The following is a 15,593-nucleotide window of genomic DNA, read 5'->3' as shown; positions in this document are numbered from 1 at the left end:
GCGCGATGTCAGTCTTTCTTGGCATAGACGTCGGCGGCACGGTGATCAAGGCCGGGCTGTACCGGGCAAGCGGTGAAGAGCTGGCAGTCGCCGAGCGCGACGGCGCGGCGATTGCCGCCCAGCCGGGCTTTAGCGAACGCAATATGGACGCGCTGTGGGATGACGTTTGCGCGGCGATCCGCCAGACGCTGCACGCGGCGGGGCTGGCGGCCGGGCAGGTGCGCGGCGTCAGCTTTTCGGCGCACGGCAAAGGGCTGTACGCCATCGACCGCCATGGCAAACCGGTCGGCAACGGCATCCTCTCTTCGGACAACCGCGCAGCGGCAACAGTGGCTGAGCTGCGCCGCGCCGGGGTGGACGCGCAGACCTACCCGCGCAGCCTGCAGCCGCTGTGGCCCAGCCACCCGGCGCTGCTGCTGCGCTGGCTGAAGCAGCGGCAACCGGCGCAGTACGCCGCCGTCGATCGCATCCTGATGGCGCACGACTACCTGCGCTTTCGCCTCACCGGCGAGGCGGCGGCCGAAGTGACCAACATCTCCGGCAGCAACCTGTTTAACCAGCGCAGCGGCGCTTACGATCCGGCGCTGATGGCGGCTTTCGGCATCGAAGAGGCGCAGGAGAAGACCGCGCCAACGATCGGCTCGGCGCAGCTGGCCGGGCGGGTGACGGCCGCGGCGGCGGCGCAGTGCGGCCTGCGAACGGGCACCGCGGTGTACGGCGGCCTGTTCGACGTGGTGGGCGCGGCGCTCAGCTCCGGCGTGGCCGACGATCGCACGCTCAGCGCGGTGGCGGGCACCTGGTCGATCGCCACCTGCGTGACCGAGCGCATCATTCCTGCCGACTATCCCTACGCCTGGGGGCGCTACTGCATCGACGGCCGCTATTTCGTGCACGAAGGCAGCCCGACCTCGGCCGGCAACCTGGCCTGGTTCCTGCGCCAGTTCTGCGCCGACGATCGGCAGCGCTACGCCCAGTTCAACGCCTGGGTGGCCGAGCGCCGCGAGCAGCCGAGCGGGCTGCTGTTCCTGCCTTATCTGTACGGCTCCAACCTCGGCGGCAACACGCCAGGCGGGCTGATCGGCCTGAGCGCCCACCACGAGATGGCGGACGTGGTGCAGGCGATCTACCAGGGCATCGTGTTTTCGCACCTGATCCATCAGGAGCGCATGGTGCAGCTGAACCCGCGCATCGAGCGGGTGCGCATGACCGGCGGGCCGACGCAGTCCGAGGTGTGGATGCAGATGTACGCCGACGCCGGCAACCTGCCGCTTGAGGTGGTGGAAACGCGCCAGAGCGGCTGCCGCGCCGCCGCCCTGTGCGCCGCCGTCGGCGCCGGGGAGTACGCCGGGTTCGCCGAAGCGATCGCCGCCGCGCCGCCCAAGCTGCGCTGTTATTATCCCGCGACCGCCGCCCACCGGCGCCTGCGCGCCCAGCAGGCGCGCTATCTGGCGGTCGCTCAGGCTTTGAGTGAGGTGACTGATGCAAACGACTAGCGCCGCCTGTCTGGGGCTGTATGAAAAGGCGCTGCCCGCCGATCTGAGCTGGCCGCAGCGGCTGGCCACCGCAGCCGAGCTGGGCTTTGAATTTGTGGAGATGTCGATCGACGAACAGCCGGCGCGCCAACAGCGGCTGGATTGGGATCGCCGCCAGCGGCTGGCGTTTATCCAGGCGCGGCTTGACAGCGGGGTGACGGTGCCGAGCCTGTGCCTGTCGGCGCACCGGCGCGATCCGTTCGGCAGCGCGGACGCCGCCACCCGCGAACGGGCGCGGGTGCTGATGAGCAAGGCGCTGGAACTGGCGACGGATCTCGGCATCCGCAACATCCAACTGGCGGGCTACGACGTCTATTACGAACCCGCCGATCGCCACAGCCGCGAGCGCTTTATCGAGGGCATGCAGTGGGCGGCGGCGCAGGCCGCCAGAGCGCAGGTGATGCTGTCGGTGGAGGTGATGGACACGCCGTTCATCAACAGCATCAGCAAATGGCGCGACATCGCCCGCCACGTCAACAGCCCGTGGTTCACGGTGTATCCCGATCTCGGCAACCTCAGCGCCTGGGGCAACGACGTCGCCGCCGAGCTGGCGCTGGGCATCGGCAGCATCACTGCCGTGCACCTCAAAGACACCGTCGCGGTGGGGCCGGGCAGCGCCGGGCAGTTCCGCGACGTGCCGTTCGGCGAGGGCTGCGTGGATTTCGCCCACGCCTTTGCCGTGCTCAACGCGCTCGGCTATCGCGGCCCCTATCTGCTGGAGATGTGGGCGCGCGAAGACGGGCAGGATAAGCAACGCATCGCCCAGGCCAAAGCCTGGATCGAACAACAGATGAATGAGGGAGGCATCGCATGCTGAACGAACTCAAGCGGCAGGTGCTGGCCGCCAACCTCAGCCTGCCGGCATACGGGCTGGTGACTTTTACCTGGGGTAACGTCTCGGCGATCGATCGCCAGAGCGGGCTGGTGGTGATCAAGCCTTCGGGCATCGCCTACGAGGCGATGACGCTGGAGGATCTGGTGGTGGTGGATCTGGAGGGCAAGGTGCGCGAAGGGCACCGCAAGCCCTCATCCGACACCGCCACCCACCTGGCGCTGTACCGCGCCTTCGCCGATATCGGCGGCGTGGTGCACACCCACAGCCGCAACGCCACCATTTGGGCGCAGGCCGGGCAGCCGATCCCGGCGCTGGGCACCACCCACGCCGACTACTTTTACGGCGACATTCCCTGCACCCGGCCGATGAGCGAGGCGGAGATCGCCGGCGACTACGAGGGGGAAACCGGCAAGGTGATTATCGAGACCTTCAATCAGGCGGGGCGCGATCCGCAGCAGGTGCCGGGAGTGCTGGTCTATTCCCACGGCCCGTTCGCCTGGGGCAAGGACGCGGCGGATGCGGTGCACAACGCGGTGGTGCTGGAAGAGGTGGCGATCATGGCGATGGCGACGCGCCAGCTGGCACCGGCCATCGCCCCGATGCAGCCGGAGCTATTGGACAAACATTTCCTGCGCAAGCACGGCAAACACGCCTACTACGGGCAATAGCGCCCGTCAGCGATTCAACAGCGAGCCGGTGAAGAACTCTCTGCGCACCGGCAACTCGCCGCGCGGGCTGTTAATGGCGCTGAAAAGCAGCTCCGCGGCGATCTCCCCCAGTTTCTGCGTATCGTGATACACCCCCGGAATGTGCAGGCCGTAAGCGCCGGCGCGCGGCGGTTCGTCTATCGAGAAGAACTTCACCTGCTGATAAAGCCCCATCTCGTGGCAGATGGCGATGGCGCCCAGCGTGATGATGCCATTCAGGCCGATGATGTAATCCGGGCGATTCTCCGGCTGCGCCAGATAGGCGCGCACCTCGCTCTCTTGCGAGGTGAAATCGTAGTCGCCGTTGATGATATGAATCTCGCGCCCGCTGCCCTGCAAGGCCGCGACGATGCCGGCGGTGCGCGTTAGCGTAATTTCCGAATCCGCCGGGCCGCCGATAATCAAAAGCTTCTGCTCCGGCTGCTCCGCCAAATAACGCCCGGCCAGCACGCCGATTTCGCGGTTATCGAGGAACACGCCGCTCAGCTGCTGATCGTAAAGATCGCGGTCGATCAGGATCAGTGGCACGCCGTACACCTCGGCCAGCTCGAGATAGGCGGGGCGGTAGCGCTTGTCGTCGCGCACCGCCGACAGCAGGATGCCGCGCGCCTTGTAGCCGAACAGCGCCTGAATGGCGCGCATTTCCGCCTCTTCGCTGCCGTCGGTGTCGAACAGCATGATCTGATAGCCCTGCTGACGCGCAATGCGCGACACGGTCTTGATCAGGCCGGAATAGAACGGGTTGTACATGCTGCTGGTGACGATGCCGATAATCTGGCTGCTGCTGCTTTTCAGCCCCTGCGCGAACGCGTTGGGCACATAGTTCAGCTCTTTGGCGATGGCGTGAATGCGCTCGCGGGTTTCCGGTTTGACCAGCTCGGGCTTATTGAAGGCGCGGGAAACGGTGATATTGGTCACCCTGGCGCGGCGGGCGATATCCACGATAGTGGCATTGGGATTGGCTTTCGACACCGTCTTTCCTTGCGTTATGCCTCAACAGATCCCTTATTGTAGGGAAAGGGCGGGGGCGGTGCTAGGGGGGAGTTGGGGGGGATGGGTGGGGGAGGGAAAATATTGGAATGAAAATAGAGGTAATAATGTCGTTGGTTTATTAATTGTGAATTTAATTATTTTTATGTGGCTGTATTATGTTGGAGGAACCTTTGCTATGGCTATGGCTATGGCTATGGTGTGGGTCATGGTCGAAGCTAGGTGTTAATGGCTGCTTTGTGCCAACAGCGGAAGTAGCAAACATCAATCTGAGTTATTCTTTAGGGAGCAGGTCATCGGGATAAGTCGTGGCTTAAACTCTTACATTCATTTTCATTTTCTTATTCAACTTAGTATTGTGGTAATACTCAAATAAATGTAGCGGTAATTGTAATGGACTTACTTGATACATCAGAAGGTTGGGCAGTTATCCGACTGGCCTCTCTGGCTAAGCAAAGCTCCCGGGAGCCTGCCAGATTACTATTCGCCACTATCACTGAACTCACACCTGAACGCATGCTGCCACCACCGATGAATGGCTTCGAAACAGTGGCCGTCAAATCGACCAATGAGCGCATTTTCTTCAGACGCACACTTTTAGCATTATCGGATGCTCGACAATGGTATCTATCTCTTCAGGAAGGCGTTTGCAAAACGCCTCTTCCCACACTTGAGGCTGAACGTAACCCTGCTCTGGATGGCCTGCCTCTTTTGACCGTGGGTAAGCTTTATGATGAGAAACCTTGGCCCCAGTTGAGTTTACCCATCGGCGAAGGATTTTTTGCACTTCCTTTGTCCGAAAACGATCCTGCTCCTTTTACAGGAAGCACAACTTCCCGTATACATCGGCGATTTGATGGCGGCGGGATTGAACTCTTTGCAGGATTTCTGCTTGATGATGAAGCCACGACATTTGTAGCCCAGCGAATGCACATAAACTTGCGTGGCTATCAGGAGTATCTTGGGAGTGCCTGTTACGTAAGCCCCCAGCGCATATTACGACGGGTTGAAAATTTTATAGTTGATGCAGACAAGGAAGGCGATGAGTCTCTTCTATTCCGGTTTGTTGCTATGCCCGGTCAAACAGTTGAGGGACTTGAGCTTACAACTTTTGACACAGACATGAATTTGCTAACTGATTTTCAAACTCAGAAGTTACGAAGCGATGGTGTAGTGATACAGAAAAAAGCAGTATGCGATGGAGAGTACGGGTATGTTTTGCGGCATCCTTCTCAGGGCATTTTGGCGTTCAGTCCCCCCTCACCCTTCATACGACATATCAATGTTGGTGTAGGAGTCGCAGACAGAACACAATACATCGTCGATGTGCCCATCGATGAGTCACCAGACGCCGAAAGATTGACCTATCACGCGTCGCGTAGCACGGTACACTCAACCTCGACTGCTGTAGTACGTGATGCTGAACCCGCACAGATTAAAGCAAAACGACGCGAACAACATTATCGCCGTCAGCGTAAAATTCAGGCTGACACGCAGGGGCAGCGCTGGTTTAACGATAATCATCGAAAGGAAGCCATGCGCTTTTTCCATGCGCTAATCCAGACAGCTAAAAAGCAGATCATTATCGCCGACCCCTATTTTGGAAGCTTACAGTTCTCGCAGTATCTTTATAAAGTAAGTTCACGTGAGGTAAACGTTGACATTTTAACCACGACAAGAGCTTTTACAGGAAACTCACCTGAAGAGAAAGCAAGAATTTTCCTTTATGGTATCGAAGAAATTCGTAAGAACCATCACATAACCATCAAGACATACATCCTACCTGGGAATCTTCTTCATGATCGCTTTATAGTCATTGATGATGAAGTCTGGTTCTCTGGAAACTCCCTAAACTCTTTCGGCAAACAGGCCTCAGTAATTGTCAAACTACCTGACCCGCAGACAATAATTGATAATCTAAAGCTTATTCTCGCTCAAGGCAGACAGTTGGAAACCCATTTTTCCTTATCGAAAAGGTCATATATAAGTGGAGAAAACGAATGAAAATTTTTTCTCCTTCACTAATAGTATCCAGTCCGACTAAGCGTTCACTCCCGGAAAAAAACATTTACTGGGGGGGCACACCCGGCGGCGATCCCACTAAATTCCCGCCGGATATAAATGCCTTAAGAATACGCCGTGATCTAGATGTAGCAGAACCCCTAACTTTTTTCGTAGACGCGGTCAGGGATGCGCAGGAAAGGATCTGGATATTGGACGGTTATTTTTTTGCCGCACCCAGCGAAAAAATTGATAGTACAGATTATGTACTTGATATTGCTAAATGGTTTCACGCGCGACTTGATGCAACCGACATCCGAATTTTAACTAAGGTTCACCAGCAATTCAGTTCTGAGATGGAATCTATTTTTGAAATACAGGAAAGAGAAATTAACGCATTACGCGGAGGAGGGAAGCCCAAATGTTCGATTCAGATCAGACAAACCTTAAAGCAGAAATTTGATTTTATGCATGACCGTTTTGCCGTGATTGATGATGAACTCTGGCATTTCGGGGCTACAGTTGGCGGATTCCATACTTCCGTCTCCGCTGTCAGTCGGGGATGGTGTGCAAATGAAACAGGGGCTTTAAATTTTTTTGATCTGGCCTGGAGGGAAATGGCATGAATGAATTAATGGAATGGCCCGATGTAAGGCTGAAAAGCCCTGTCAGAGTGAACAATGATGTAAAATCACCGGATGATTTTATTTCATGGCTAGCGGAGAACAAATCTGTCTTAGATAACTGTTTGGCCGACCTAAGGCATCCCTTCCTATTAGAATCGCCTGAAAACTGGATTAAATTACTTCATAGTTGGTGTTCGAAAAAAAACATTCTGGATGACGCGGATATTATTCTGACGTTATTTTGTGCAGAGTTGCTTCATCGACATCCTGAAGTCACAACATGGATTAGCGTCCGCGAAGTGATCATGAATTCTTACGCCGTTGAATACTGGATCAAAAATGCGTTACTTGCACTATGTAACATTAATCAGGAAGCTCGGCAAACATACGTCTCTCTTTTTTCAGAAGTATTCTATGCCATTGAACGAGGTGATTTGAAATCACATCGGCATTCTGAGCTAACTGAACAATTGTCTCACTGGGAACGGTCAGTCAATAAACTTGAAGAAATCTGGCGTGGGTTTCGTTATTCAGACCCCAGAATGTTTGCCGAGTCGAGTCTGTTTTCGGTTCTAGCTGACATAGATATTAACCAGATGGCCGGCCTACTAAATGCATCACGTAACCCGGTTTTGATCGATACAGTGCTTATGGTATCGGGGGCCGGAATGTTCTCTCCCCGTCTGAGCAGATGGAGGGAGTTTGCGCTTTCAGCCGAGCAGGCATTTTCAAAAGATGGTCATTGGAACGGAAGCATATTTCTTCCTATGCTACTCGCGCATGTATGCAACAGGATGAAGGATATTCCGTTTGAACTGGTAAGACAGGGGAAAATGATTGAAGACCAGTATAAATCCGAAATAGATGCCTTAGCCGATAGTATTGCCCACACACTCTACGGACGTTCAGACTTCGCTGGTATTGTGACACGATGGTCAGCTTGGCTGATGCGTAATATTGTCCTGAGCGATCAGGATGCTAAAGATTTTAAACGTCCAGTTTATGCGCTTTCAATACTCATGGATTCACTTGGGCGCCTTACATCACAGCTGAATCTGCCAGAAACAAGCCCGTCCGATGCTCCCGACTGGGAGACCCTTTGCTACTTTTCTGCTCGTTCTAGTTTCGCTCACGACAACAACTGTAAACCGCAAAACTACAATGTATTCGAACAGTTATGGCTGCGAGGCCCCGATAGTTTTTCTTTAGAACAGAGCCATAAATTAAATCGTATATTATCACTGCACTTCAGAAGAGAAGGCCAGAGCTTTCCGGGGATATCTTCACACCTCCTGGCCTATCCGCTTGTACAACTCGGCGACACAGCTGCGCGTTGGCTCAACCTCTGGAACTCCGCATATTTTCTACGTGAGGCAGCAGAGTTTGGCCTACCCGAGGCCCCCTCGGAACGGTACTCACTTCGACATAACATTGGAGAATGTCTTTTAGTGCTCTGCACTTCCGGCCTTGCTGCTCTGGATCAGATGTCCGTACAGCTTGGAGAAGGTAAGCTAAGTGCTCCCCAGAGTTTTCTGGATATGCATCGATATCTACACTTTGCCGTGAAGGAGATGATGTCAGTTGATGACACCATAAATATAAAGCACTGGAAGCAACTTTTTCTGCACCTCTGTTTGAGACGCGTGATATGGGATGGCTCGTTAATGGACGAGGCACAGCAGTCACTCTTTCCTCCCACTGAAAAACCCGATTTTCAGGACTATCTGGAATATTACCACTCCGACATAAAGGATCTGGCCGGGATGCTGTCCAGTGCAATTCGTAACAACGCAAATACAGAGGCGATTAAAGTTTTGGTGACAGCTGCCAATATAAATTTGGCAGAGATTGTTGGTCAGCTAAAATGGCTAAATCAAGTTGATGGCAGGAGGTATTCACTGAACATGGACGTCATATCTGATCTGAAGCCGCTCTTATAATAGTGGTTAAATGGGCAGCGTCTAAAGCGTCGCTACCCATTTCATTGTATTCTTAATTGCTTGGATAAAGCTGCAAAAAACTCGATTTGAATTCCATTTTCTGGATGATCTGACCTGTTCCCAGTTGATTGACAAACGGCATTGATAGCAACATCCATCGCGAGTCAATTACGAATGTCTGCAGATCGCTCAAAGCAGCCCCTCAAATGCCGCCTATCAAAGCAACAAACCAGCGCCAGCAGCGCTGGAGTGATGGTGATGGGGTGCTCTCATTGGATGAAAACAGCGAGCCCCGCTTAAGAACGTTCGGATAAACAACGCAGCTGATGAGCTATACGCTCGACTACCGGTAACACTACCTCTAATTTAGTAGCGACTTTTCACCCCCCAACCCCCTCTCCACAACCCCGGCAACAACCCCAACGTCTCATCAATCAGCGCCCGTCGGTCATTGCCTGGCTTCCAGATGGTGACCATGGTTTGGCTGATCCCCTGGCTGCCCACTTCGGTGCGCAGTGTGTTAACGTTTTTCCACTGTTCGGCATGCATGTGCGTCGGCAGGAATCCCCAGCCGCAGCCCTGTTCGAGCAGGGCGCGCAGCATTTCCAGCTCGTTGGTAAATATTGTATGCCCTGAAATTTGCAGGCGGCGCGCCACGGGTTCGTCAGAATCCGGGTGCATGATCACCTGCGGCGCGAGCGAGAGCTCCAGCAGCGAAAGCGGCTGTTCCGCGTTGGGGAAAAGCGTTTCGGCGGCGTAAAAATCCATCTCTATCGCCCCTAAGGCGCGCCACTCCATGGTGTCGCCCACGCTGCGGTTGCGCGCCTGGCAGATGCCCAGATCGGCCTGGCCGTTTGCCAGCAGCCTTTCTGCCTCGTCGCGCGAGGCGTTAATCAGGCTCAGGCGCGTGTTTCGCTGGGCCATGGCGGCAATCAGCGCCTGCAGCAACGCGCGGGGGGTAAAGGGATCGTAGACCAGCGAGATTTCCTGCGCCGCGCTCTTGGGCACGTCTTTGGCAAATGCCTCAAACGCTTTCACCTGGCGCATAAGCAGGTGCGCCTGGCGCTGCAGCTGTTCGCCTTCCGGCGTCAGGTGCAGGCTGCGCCCCTCGCGCAGGAACAGCGCATAGCCCAGCCCATCCTCGAGAAAATCAATCAAATCGCGCAGCGTCGTGCGGTCTTTGCCCAGCTTGAGCGCGGCTTTCGCCAGGCTGCCGTGCTCGGCCACGGCGGTGAAGGCTTCCAGTTGGGCAAAGGAATAAATCAGGCTCGGCACGCGGTTCCCCCGTCGATTTTGCGGGGGATTTTCCCCCATCAGGCGTTTTTTATTATAGGCCGCGTTTTTTTAAGCTGAACGCCTTCCTGAGCTAAGCGAGAAAAAATATGAAAAGCAAAGTGTTTAACCGCAGCCTGCTGGCGGGCGTTGTCATCAGTCTCTGCAGCGGCCTGCTGGCACCCGCCGCGCTGGCCGCCTGTGCGGGTACCGAACTCAGCGCCTGTCCCGCGCCTTTCGATGCGCAATTGCCGGACACGCACAAGATGCTCACCTGGAGCCAGAGCGACCGGGTGATCGGTTTTCGTAACGACTACCGCAACTATGCCGGGGATGTGTTTCATCACGGCAATGCCATACCGCTGGTGGCTGCCGCTAAACAGCTAACGGACGCCAGCTATCGGGTGAATGGCAAAACCTACCACCTGCAGGATTACCTGCAGCGCCAGAACGTCAGCGGCATGCTGGTGCTGAAAGACGGCAAAATCGCCTGGAAATATCTGGGGCAGGGCAATACCGACGCCACCCTGTGGACGTCGCGCTCGGTGGGCAAATCCGTGGTCGCCACGCTGGTGGGCGTGGCGATTAAACAGGGCAAGATCCGCTCGCTCGACGATCTCATCACGCAATACGAACCCGATCTGAAAGGCACCGCGTGGGACGGCGTGACCCTCAGGCAGCTGATCACTCACACCTCCGGCGTGGCGTGGAATGAGGATTACACCAACCCGAAATCGGACTTCGCGCAGCTGACCGAGTGTGAAGCCAAGCCCGGCACCTACGCCTGCGTGCGCAAGCTGGTGGCCGGTTTGCACCGCACGCATCCGGCCGGGCAGAACTGGTCTTACTCCTCCGGCGGCGCGTGGCTGCTGGGCGACGTGCTGGAGCGCGCCACCGGCATGCCGCTGGCGGCCTATCTGCAGCAAAGCATCTGGCAGCCGTACGGCATGGCGAGCGACGGCGTGTGGCATGCCTACGCCAAAGGGCAGCACGACGTGGGCGCGCACGGCTTTAACGCCACGCTGGAAGACTGGGGGCGCTTCGGTGAGTTCATTCTGCATAACGGGACGCTGCCGAACGGCAAACAGATCCTGCCGGAAAATTGGGTAGCCCAGTCGGCCAACTGGACTCGGGCGGCGGGCTCGATGTCGGCGGCGCATCCCAACGGCATCTACGGCTTCCAATGGTGGAACAACGAAGTGCCGGTGAATGCGACCAACGTAGAGCCTACTCCGCAGGCCTCCCTCAAGCATTCCCTGTGGGCGCTGGGGATCTTCGGCCAGATGATTATGGTCAATCAGGCGGAGAATCTGGTGATCGTCCAGTGGTCCACCTGGCCGCAGGCGGAACCTTCTTTCAGCGCCCAACCGCTGGAGGCGTCGCTGATGTTTAGCGCGATAGCGAAGGAATTGCGTTAACGTCGGCTGGGTAAGCAGGGGCTGGATGGCGGTTGCCATTTAGCCCCTGAGCGGTATATTCCATGTCTTCGACGTTGACCTTAGGGGAGTCTTAATTCTCTACAGGTAGTGGAGGCCAGTCACCACCGTTCTTAATTAACAACCCTTTTATCTTGTTAATTTTCTCTTTATCCTCGGCATCGCCTACCCCTCTATCTATAAAGCGTTGGAGCTGATTGCCCATAGTCCAACCAAACTTCCCTTTGATTTTACTATCCGCGCCTCTCTCCAACAGAAGTATAGTATGATCAAACGAACGAGAATCCAGTGAGCTTATTAACAAGGTGTTTCCCAATGAGTCCCTTGTATTTACATCCGTACCATAATCCAGCATCACCTTTAACGTTTCAGTGTTTTTCGCGTCTAACGCTTCGAATATAATGGGTTGGTTGAATACCTTATCTTTTGCGTTTGGCGGTAAACCACCGTCGAGCATGGCCTTGATCCAAATTCCCTTGTCGGCTTTCATGACAAATTCCGCCGGGCTGCTTCCTCCTTCCGGTCTGGGCTGCAACGGGTCGGCACCCGCTTTAACCAGGTCGGTTATTATTTTAAGCCTTTCCGGCGTGTTTTTATCATAGATTGCGTTTAATACAGACCAAAACAACAGGGTCATGTCTGCCTTAACCGGTCGATTCAGTTCTTCCTTGCTTATAGAGGGAAGCTGCTCTTTCAGTTTCACCTCATCACCATCATAAATCAGCTGTGCGATGTCCAGCTGCCGACCTTCAAAAAAATCCTGTGGCTCATATTCCATGCTTTTGTTGCATCCATGCACCATGAGAACAGTAAACAGTAGCGCTATCGCCATTATCAATTTTCTCATCTTCTCCCCCTGAGAATGGTGACATCCTCGTCTCTTCAATCCGTTTTATTGCGTGGTCTATAGCGTGTTTATCGAAAACCAGATGTAACCTGACAGCTTCAGTATAAATAACCGGCAGCTGTCAGATCTGCGTTGATGAAATTACGGCGTTTCCTTTGCTCCTTTCAAAAGCATGAGCTCGAGTATTTTCCTACACTGTTCATTGTATTCTGAGCCACCTTGGCTGTCTTTTATTTGCCGATTCACTGCTGTTAACAGCGAAAGATTGTTTATATTTACCGGGTTAGGATTCGCACCCCGATTGAGCAGTAGGATCATGTGCTCAAAGGCTGAGCTAAAAAAAGCATCCATTAATAAGGTTTGTTGTAAGGAGTCTCTGATATTTATATCCGCGCCATAATCCAGCATCACCTTTAACGTTTCAGTGTTTTTGGCTTTGATTGTTTGGAATACAATGGGCTCATTGAATACCTTATCTTTTGCGTTTGGCGGTAAACCGCCGTCGAGCATGGCTTTGACCCAAATCCCCTTGTCGGCTTTCATGACGAACTCCGCTGGGCTGCTTCCTCCTTCAGGTCTGGGTTGCAGCGGGTCTGCGCCAGCTTTTACCAGGTCGGTTATTATTTTCAGCCTTTCTGGCGTGTTTTTATCATAGATTGAGTTTAGCACCGACCAAAACAGCAGGGTCATGTCTGCCTTAACCGGTCGATTCAGTTCTTCCTTGCTGACAGAGGGAAGTTTCTCTTTCAGTTTCACTTCATCGCCATCATAAATCAGCTGTGCGATATCCAGTTGCCGGCCTTCAAAAAAATCCTGTGGCTCATATTCCATGTTTTTGTTGCATCCTTGCATCATGAGAACAGTAAATAGTAACGCCATTGCCATTATCAACTTTCTCATATTCTCTCCCTGATAGTGGCGATAGAATAGAGTCAATTCTCTACAGGTAGTGGAGGCCAGTCACCACCCTTTTTAATTAACAACTCTTTTATCTTATTAATTTTCTCTTTGTCTTCGGCATCTCCTACGTCTCTATCTATAAAGCGTTGGAGCTGATTACCCATAGTCCAACCAAACTTCCCTTTGATTTTACTATCCGCGCCTCTCTCCAACAGAAGTATAGTATGATCAAACGAACGAGAATCCAGTGAGCTTATTAACAAGGTGTTTCCCAATGAATCCCTTGTGTTTATATCCGCACCATAATCCAACATCACCTTTAAAGTCTCAGTGTTTTTCGCGTCTAACGCTTCGAATATAATTGGCTCGTTATGAACTTTATCTCTAGAATTCGGTGGTAACCCACCATCCAACATTGCTTTTATCCAGACGCCTTTATCGCCCTGCAGGACAAACTCAGCTGGACTGCTTCCCCCTTCCGGTCTGGGTTGCAATGGGTCTGCACCCGCTTTAACCAAGTCAGTAATAATGCTCAGTCTTTTAGGCGTATTTTTATCATAGATTGCGTTTAGCACCGACCAAAACAGCAGGGTCATGTCTGCTTTCACTGGTCGATTCAGTTCTTCCTTGCTTATTGAAGGAAGCTTCTCATTCAGTTTCACTTCGTCGCCATCATAAATCAGCTTTGCGACTTCCAGTTGACGGCCTTCAAAAAAATCCTGTGGTTCATATTCCATGTTTTTTTTGCATCCTTGCATCATGAGAACAGTAAAGAGTAACGCGACTGCCATTATCAACTTGCTCATATTCTCCCCCTAATAGTGGCGACATCCTCGTCTTTCTGGTCTTCAATCAACGTTATTGTCTGGTCTATACCGTGTTTATCGAGCAGGGTTCCTGCCCCACCGGCAAGAGTGTGCGGTATGCCAGCGGCATCAGGCAGCGCCAGTGATGACCACTCTTTCAAGGTGAAAGGCAATGCTACGCCCCAGGGTTTTTGCAAAGAATCGGGCAGGGCATTTTTTATAAGCTCATAATCACTTTCGTTATTAACCTCCTGTAACGTGGTTAATAGCTCACCTTCCACTCGATAGGCCTGTATGTTCTTGGCTGAACCAATCATCTCAGATCCATATCTTCCTACAGTTCCATGATGGAGTCCGGCTGCATTAAACGTCCATGCGGGTTTTCCACTGGTCATTGATGCTGCGGAGGCCATTCCACCACCTAATGAATGACCAGAGATATCAATACTGGGGGTTTTTGATATGCCGTCACCAATCTCAACAGCCTTTTTATAATACTCAGAACTTTTACCAATCCCTTGAGCACCGTTATTTATCCAGTCATTTACATTTTTAATGCCCGATAAATCACCTTTAAGTGCTTTTTTTGCGGCACTGCCGATTCCCTGCGGGAATTCTGGCGCTCTTGATCCTCTGAACACGACCGTTGGGTTCATCTCTTTACCAAAAATACCTCTATCAGGTTGATATACTCGGGCCAGAAAATCTGGAGATAAATTGTTATCATAAAGCATTGAGCTTTTAAGACCCAGTTTGTTTAGCGCCAACTCATCGTTACTGATATCTTTCCAGCCCTCGGGAACGCCGGGAGTCTCCTTTAGCGGATTCGTTGTCTTGTAGATATTCTCCGCCAGCTTTGCCTTCTCGACGGCGACATTGTTTGCCGCCAGGCGCTCTGAGGCGATTCGGGCGTCAGGGTAGATACTCCGTTGCCCGCGGCCAATGAGGTATTTTCGCTCCTGCCAGCGTTGCGCTTTGGTCAAGGGGCCAGACACGGCCGACTGTGAGGCTCTTCCACCTTGCGCCGGAATATCCGGGCCAAGGGCCGGTTTGGCCCGCGTGACTTGTGCGGGGAAGACGGACGGGCGCGCCCGGCGGCCACCATAAGACTTCACGGCCTCTTCGTACCGCCTCACTATCCTGTCCACCGGGTAGTTTGGCTCTTGTCTCCCCTGCGGTATCAGGTAGCCGTCGATGTCGGCGTAAAATGGCCCCATCGTCGCCAACACGCCGGGCCGGGTTTCGACCGCTACGACAACGCCGCTCATCAGGTCGCTCTGCACTCTTGCGCGCAAGTTAGAGCTTATTCCGTTTTGCGTAACGCCAACTTCACGGCGGATCCGCTCACCACCGCGAAAACCAGAAAAAAGCGACAGAATGTCTTTGTCCGGCATGTATGAAAGGCCGTGACAGGCGCGGGAAGGGCTGACTATACGGGGGAATTCATCAGGTGAAATAATATCATCGGCGATATACAGCAGTTTCAAACTGGAAAACATAGTGTGTCTCTTCCTTTGCTTGCTGCGTCTCGGCCTGTTCAGGCGGGCGCTCGCACTCCTTGCACTCGATGGGCCCTGAGGGGGCATGTTATCGAACGGCAGTCAGCGGTAGCTAACGGCGCATAGGACACCAGATAAGGGATGATAACGGCTCAAGCCAATTTGTAAAGCCGGCCAAATGTTAACCGGAAAGTTCTTGTTT

The 15,593-nt window shown here is 53.7% G+C and carries 13 protein-coding genes; 7 read left to right on the top strand and 6 right to left on the bottom strand.

The genetic code is table 11. From position 1 onward, the window contains the following. Window positions 1-5 precede the first annotated feature (5 nt). The 3 genes from ACMGG9_RS15550 to araD are packed head-to-tail and all read left to right on the top strand — an operon-like array spanning window position 6 to window position 3,035. Window positions 6-1,493: an FGGY-family carbohydrate kinase gene (locus ACMGG9_RS15550; protein WP_042785037.1), complete on the top strand. Its 1,488-nt coding sequence runs from the start codon at window positions 6-8 to the stop codon at window positions 1,491-1,493. Continuing rightward, a complete protein-coding gene (locus ACMGG9_RS15545; RefSeq protein ID WP_414161547.1) occupies window positions 1,480-2,349 on the top strand; it encodes an L-ribulose-5-phosphate 3-epimerase in 870 nt (289 codons plus the stop codon). Before ACMGG9_RS15550 ends, ACMGG9_RS15545 begins: the two co-directional genes overlap by 14 nt. Continuing rightward, window positions 2,343-3,035 carry an L-ribulose-5-phosphate 4-epimerase gene (gene araD, locus ACMGG9_RS15540; RefSeq protein WP_033632583.1) on the top strand — a complete coding sequence of 231 codons (693 nt, stop codon included), beginning with the start codon at window positions 2,343-2,345 and terminating at the stop codon, window positions 3,033-3,035. The genes ACMGG9_RS15545 and araD overlap by 7 nt, the downstream gene beginning before the upstream one ends. 6 nt (window positions 3,036-3,041) lie before the next feature. Here the strand turns inward: araD and ACMGG9_RS15535 are convergent, their stop codons facing one another. Further along, window positions 3,042-4,046 (bottom strand): LacI family DNA-binding transcriptional regulator, encoded by a 1,005-nt coding sequence (locus ACMGG9_RS15535; protein WP_004935582.1) that lies wholly within the window; start codon window positions 4,044-4,046, stop codon window positions 3,042-3,044. A 411-nt stretch (window positions 4,047-4,457) separates the two neighbouring features. Here ACMGG9_RS15535 and ACMGG9_RS15530 point away from each other — a divergent pair, with 411 nt between their 5' ends. From ACMGG9_RS15530 to ACMGG9_RS15520, 3 genes are read left to right on the top strand one after another with little or no spacing between them, the layout of a single operon-like run. Beyond that, window positions 4,458-6,068 (top strand): VPA1262 family N-terminal domain-containing protein, encoded by a 1,611-nt coding sequence (locus ACMGG9_RS15530; RefSeq protein WP_154231716.1) that lies wholly within the window; start codon window positions 4,458-4,460, stop codon window positions 6,066-6,068. Continuing rightward, window positions 6,065-6,691 (top strand): hypothetical protein, encoded by a 627-nt coding sequence (locus ACMGG9_RS15525; RefSeq protein ID WP_414161546.1) that lies wholly within the window; start codon window positions 6,065-6,067, stop codon window positions 6,689-6,691. Before ACMGG9_RS15530 ends, ACMGG9_RS15525 begins: the two co-directional genes overlap by 4 nt. Beyond that, entirely contained in the window at window positions 6,688-8,631 is a 1,944-nt protein-coding gene (locus ACMGG9_RS15520) for a hypothetical protein (protein WP_154231715.1), read from the top strand. The genes ACMGG9_RS15525 and ACMGG9_RS15520 overlap by 4 nt, the downstream gene beginning before the upstream one ends. A 366-nt stretch (window positions 8,632-8,997) precedes the next feature. Here ACMGG9_RS15520 and ACMGG9_RS15515 read toward each other — a convergent pair whose 3' ends face one another. Further along, window positions 8,998-9,906 (bottom strand): LysR family transcriptional regulator, encoded by a 909-nt coding sequence (locus ACMGG9_RS15515; protein ID WP_108681479.1) that lies wholly within the window; start codon window positions 9,904-9,906, stop codon window positions 8,998-9,000. A gap of 107 nt (window positions 9,907-10,013) precedes the next feature. Here ACMGG9_RS15515 and ACMGG9_RS15510 point away from each other — a divergent pair, with 107 nt between their 5' ends. Continuing rightward, window positions 10,014-11,321 carry a serine hydrolase domain-containing protein gene (locus ACMGG9_RS15510; RefSeq protein ID WP_108681477.1) on the top strand — a complete coding sequence of 436 codons (1,308 nt, stop codon included), beginning with the start codon at window positions 10,014-10,016 and terminating at the stop codon, window positions 11,319-11,321. A gap of 91 nt (window positions 11,322-11,412) precedes the next feature. Here the strand turns inward: ACMGG9_RS15510 and ACMGG9_RS15505 are convergent, their stop codons facing one another. The 4 genes from ACMGG9_RS15505 to ACMGG9_RS15490 all read right to left on the bottom strand — a co-directional run bounded on the left by ACMGG9_RS15505 (window position 11,413) and on the right by ACMGG9_RS15490 (window position 15,391). Further along, complete coding sequence (locus ACMGG9_RS15505) at window positions 11,413-12,186, bottom strand: ankyrin repeat domain-containing protein (RefSeq protein WP_089192018.1); 774 nt, start codon at window positions 12,184-12,186, stop codon at window positions 11,413-11,415. A 141-nt stretch (window positions 12,187-12,327) separates the two neighbouring features. Continuing rightward, a complete protein-coding gene (locus ACMGG9_RS15500; protein ID WP_414161545.1) occupies window positions 12,328-13,086 on the bottom strand; it encodes an ankyrin repeat domain-containing protein in 759 nt (252 codons plus the stop codon). Window positions 13,087-13,118: 32 nt separating this feature from the next. Then, window positions 13,119-13,892: an ankyrin repeat domain-containing protein gene (locus ACMGG9_RS15495; RefSeq protein WP_038877899.1), complete on the bottom strand. Its 774-nt coding sequence runs from the start codon at window positions 13,890-13,892 to the stop codon at window positions 13,119-13,121. Then, on the bottom strand, window positions 13,889-15,391 hold the full coding sequence (locus tag ACMGG9_RS15490) for a phospholipase (RefSeq protein ID WP_414161544.1): 1,503 nt from the start codon (window positions 15,389-15,391) through the stop codon (window positions 13,889-13,891). Before ACMGG9_RS15490 ends, ACMGG9_RS15495 begins: the two co-directional genes overlap by 4 nt. Window positions 15,392-15,593 lie beyond the last annotated feature (202 nt).

This window comes from Serratia sp. BNK-10 (assembly GCF_047456065.1).
Lineage (GTDB): Bacteria > Pseudomonadota > Gammaproteobacteria > Enterobacterales > Enterobacteriaceae > Serratia > Serratia ureilytica.
The sequence above is the reverse complement of the archived record's forward strand: the minus strand, read 5'-3'. Positions and strand labels throughout refer to the sequence as shown.

Bases quoted from the DNA above. Each gene is read 5' to 3' on its own strand.
- araD (WP_033632583.1), top strand. From the start codon at position 2,343: ATGCTGAACGAACTCAAGCGGCAGGTGCTGGCCGCCAACCTCAGCCTG.
- ACMGG9_RS15510 (WP_108681477.1), top strand. From the start codon at position 10,014: ATGAAAAGCAAAGTGTTTAACCGCAGCCTGCTGGCGGGCGTTGTCATC.
- ACMGG9_RS15530 (WP_154231716.1), top strand. From the start codon at position 4,458: ATGGACTTACTTGATACATCAGAAGGTTGGGCAGTTATCCGACTGGCC.
- ACMGG9_RS15500 (WP_414161545.1), bottom strand. From the start codon at position 13,086: ATGAGAAAGTTGATAATGGCAATGGCGTTACTATTTACTGTTCTCATG.
- ACMGG9_RS15545 (WP_414161547.1), top strand. From the start codon at position 1,480: ATGCAAACGACTAGCGCCGCCTGTCTGGGGCTGTATGAAAAGGCGCTG.
- ACMGG9_RS15525 (WP_414161546.1), top strand. From the start codon at position 6,065: ATGAAAATTTTTTCTCCTTCACTAATAGTATCCAGTCCGACTAAGCGT.
- ACMGG9_RS15495 (WP_038877899.1), bottom strand. From the start codon at position 13,892: ATGAGCAAGTTGATAATGGCAGTCGCGTTACTCTTTACTGTTCTCATG.
- ACMGG9_RS15520 (WP_154231715.1), top strand. From the start codon at position 6,688: ATGAATGAATTAATGGAATGGCCCGATGTAAGGCTGAAAAGCCCTGTC.
- ACMGG9_RS15550 (WP_042785037.1), top strand. From the start codon at position 6: ATGTCAGTCTTTCTTGGCATAGACGTCGGCGGCACGGTGATCAAGGCC.
- ACMGG9_RS15490 (WP_414161544.1), bottom strand. From the start codon at position 15,391: ATGTTTTCCAGTTTGAAACTGCTGTATATCGCCGATGATATTATTTCA.
- ACMGG9_RS15505 (WP_089192018.1), bottom strand. From the start codon at position 12,186: ATGAGAAAATTGATAATGGCGATAGCGCTACTGTTTACTGTTCTCATG.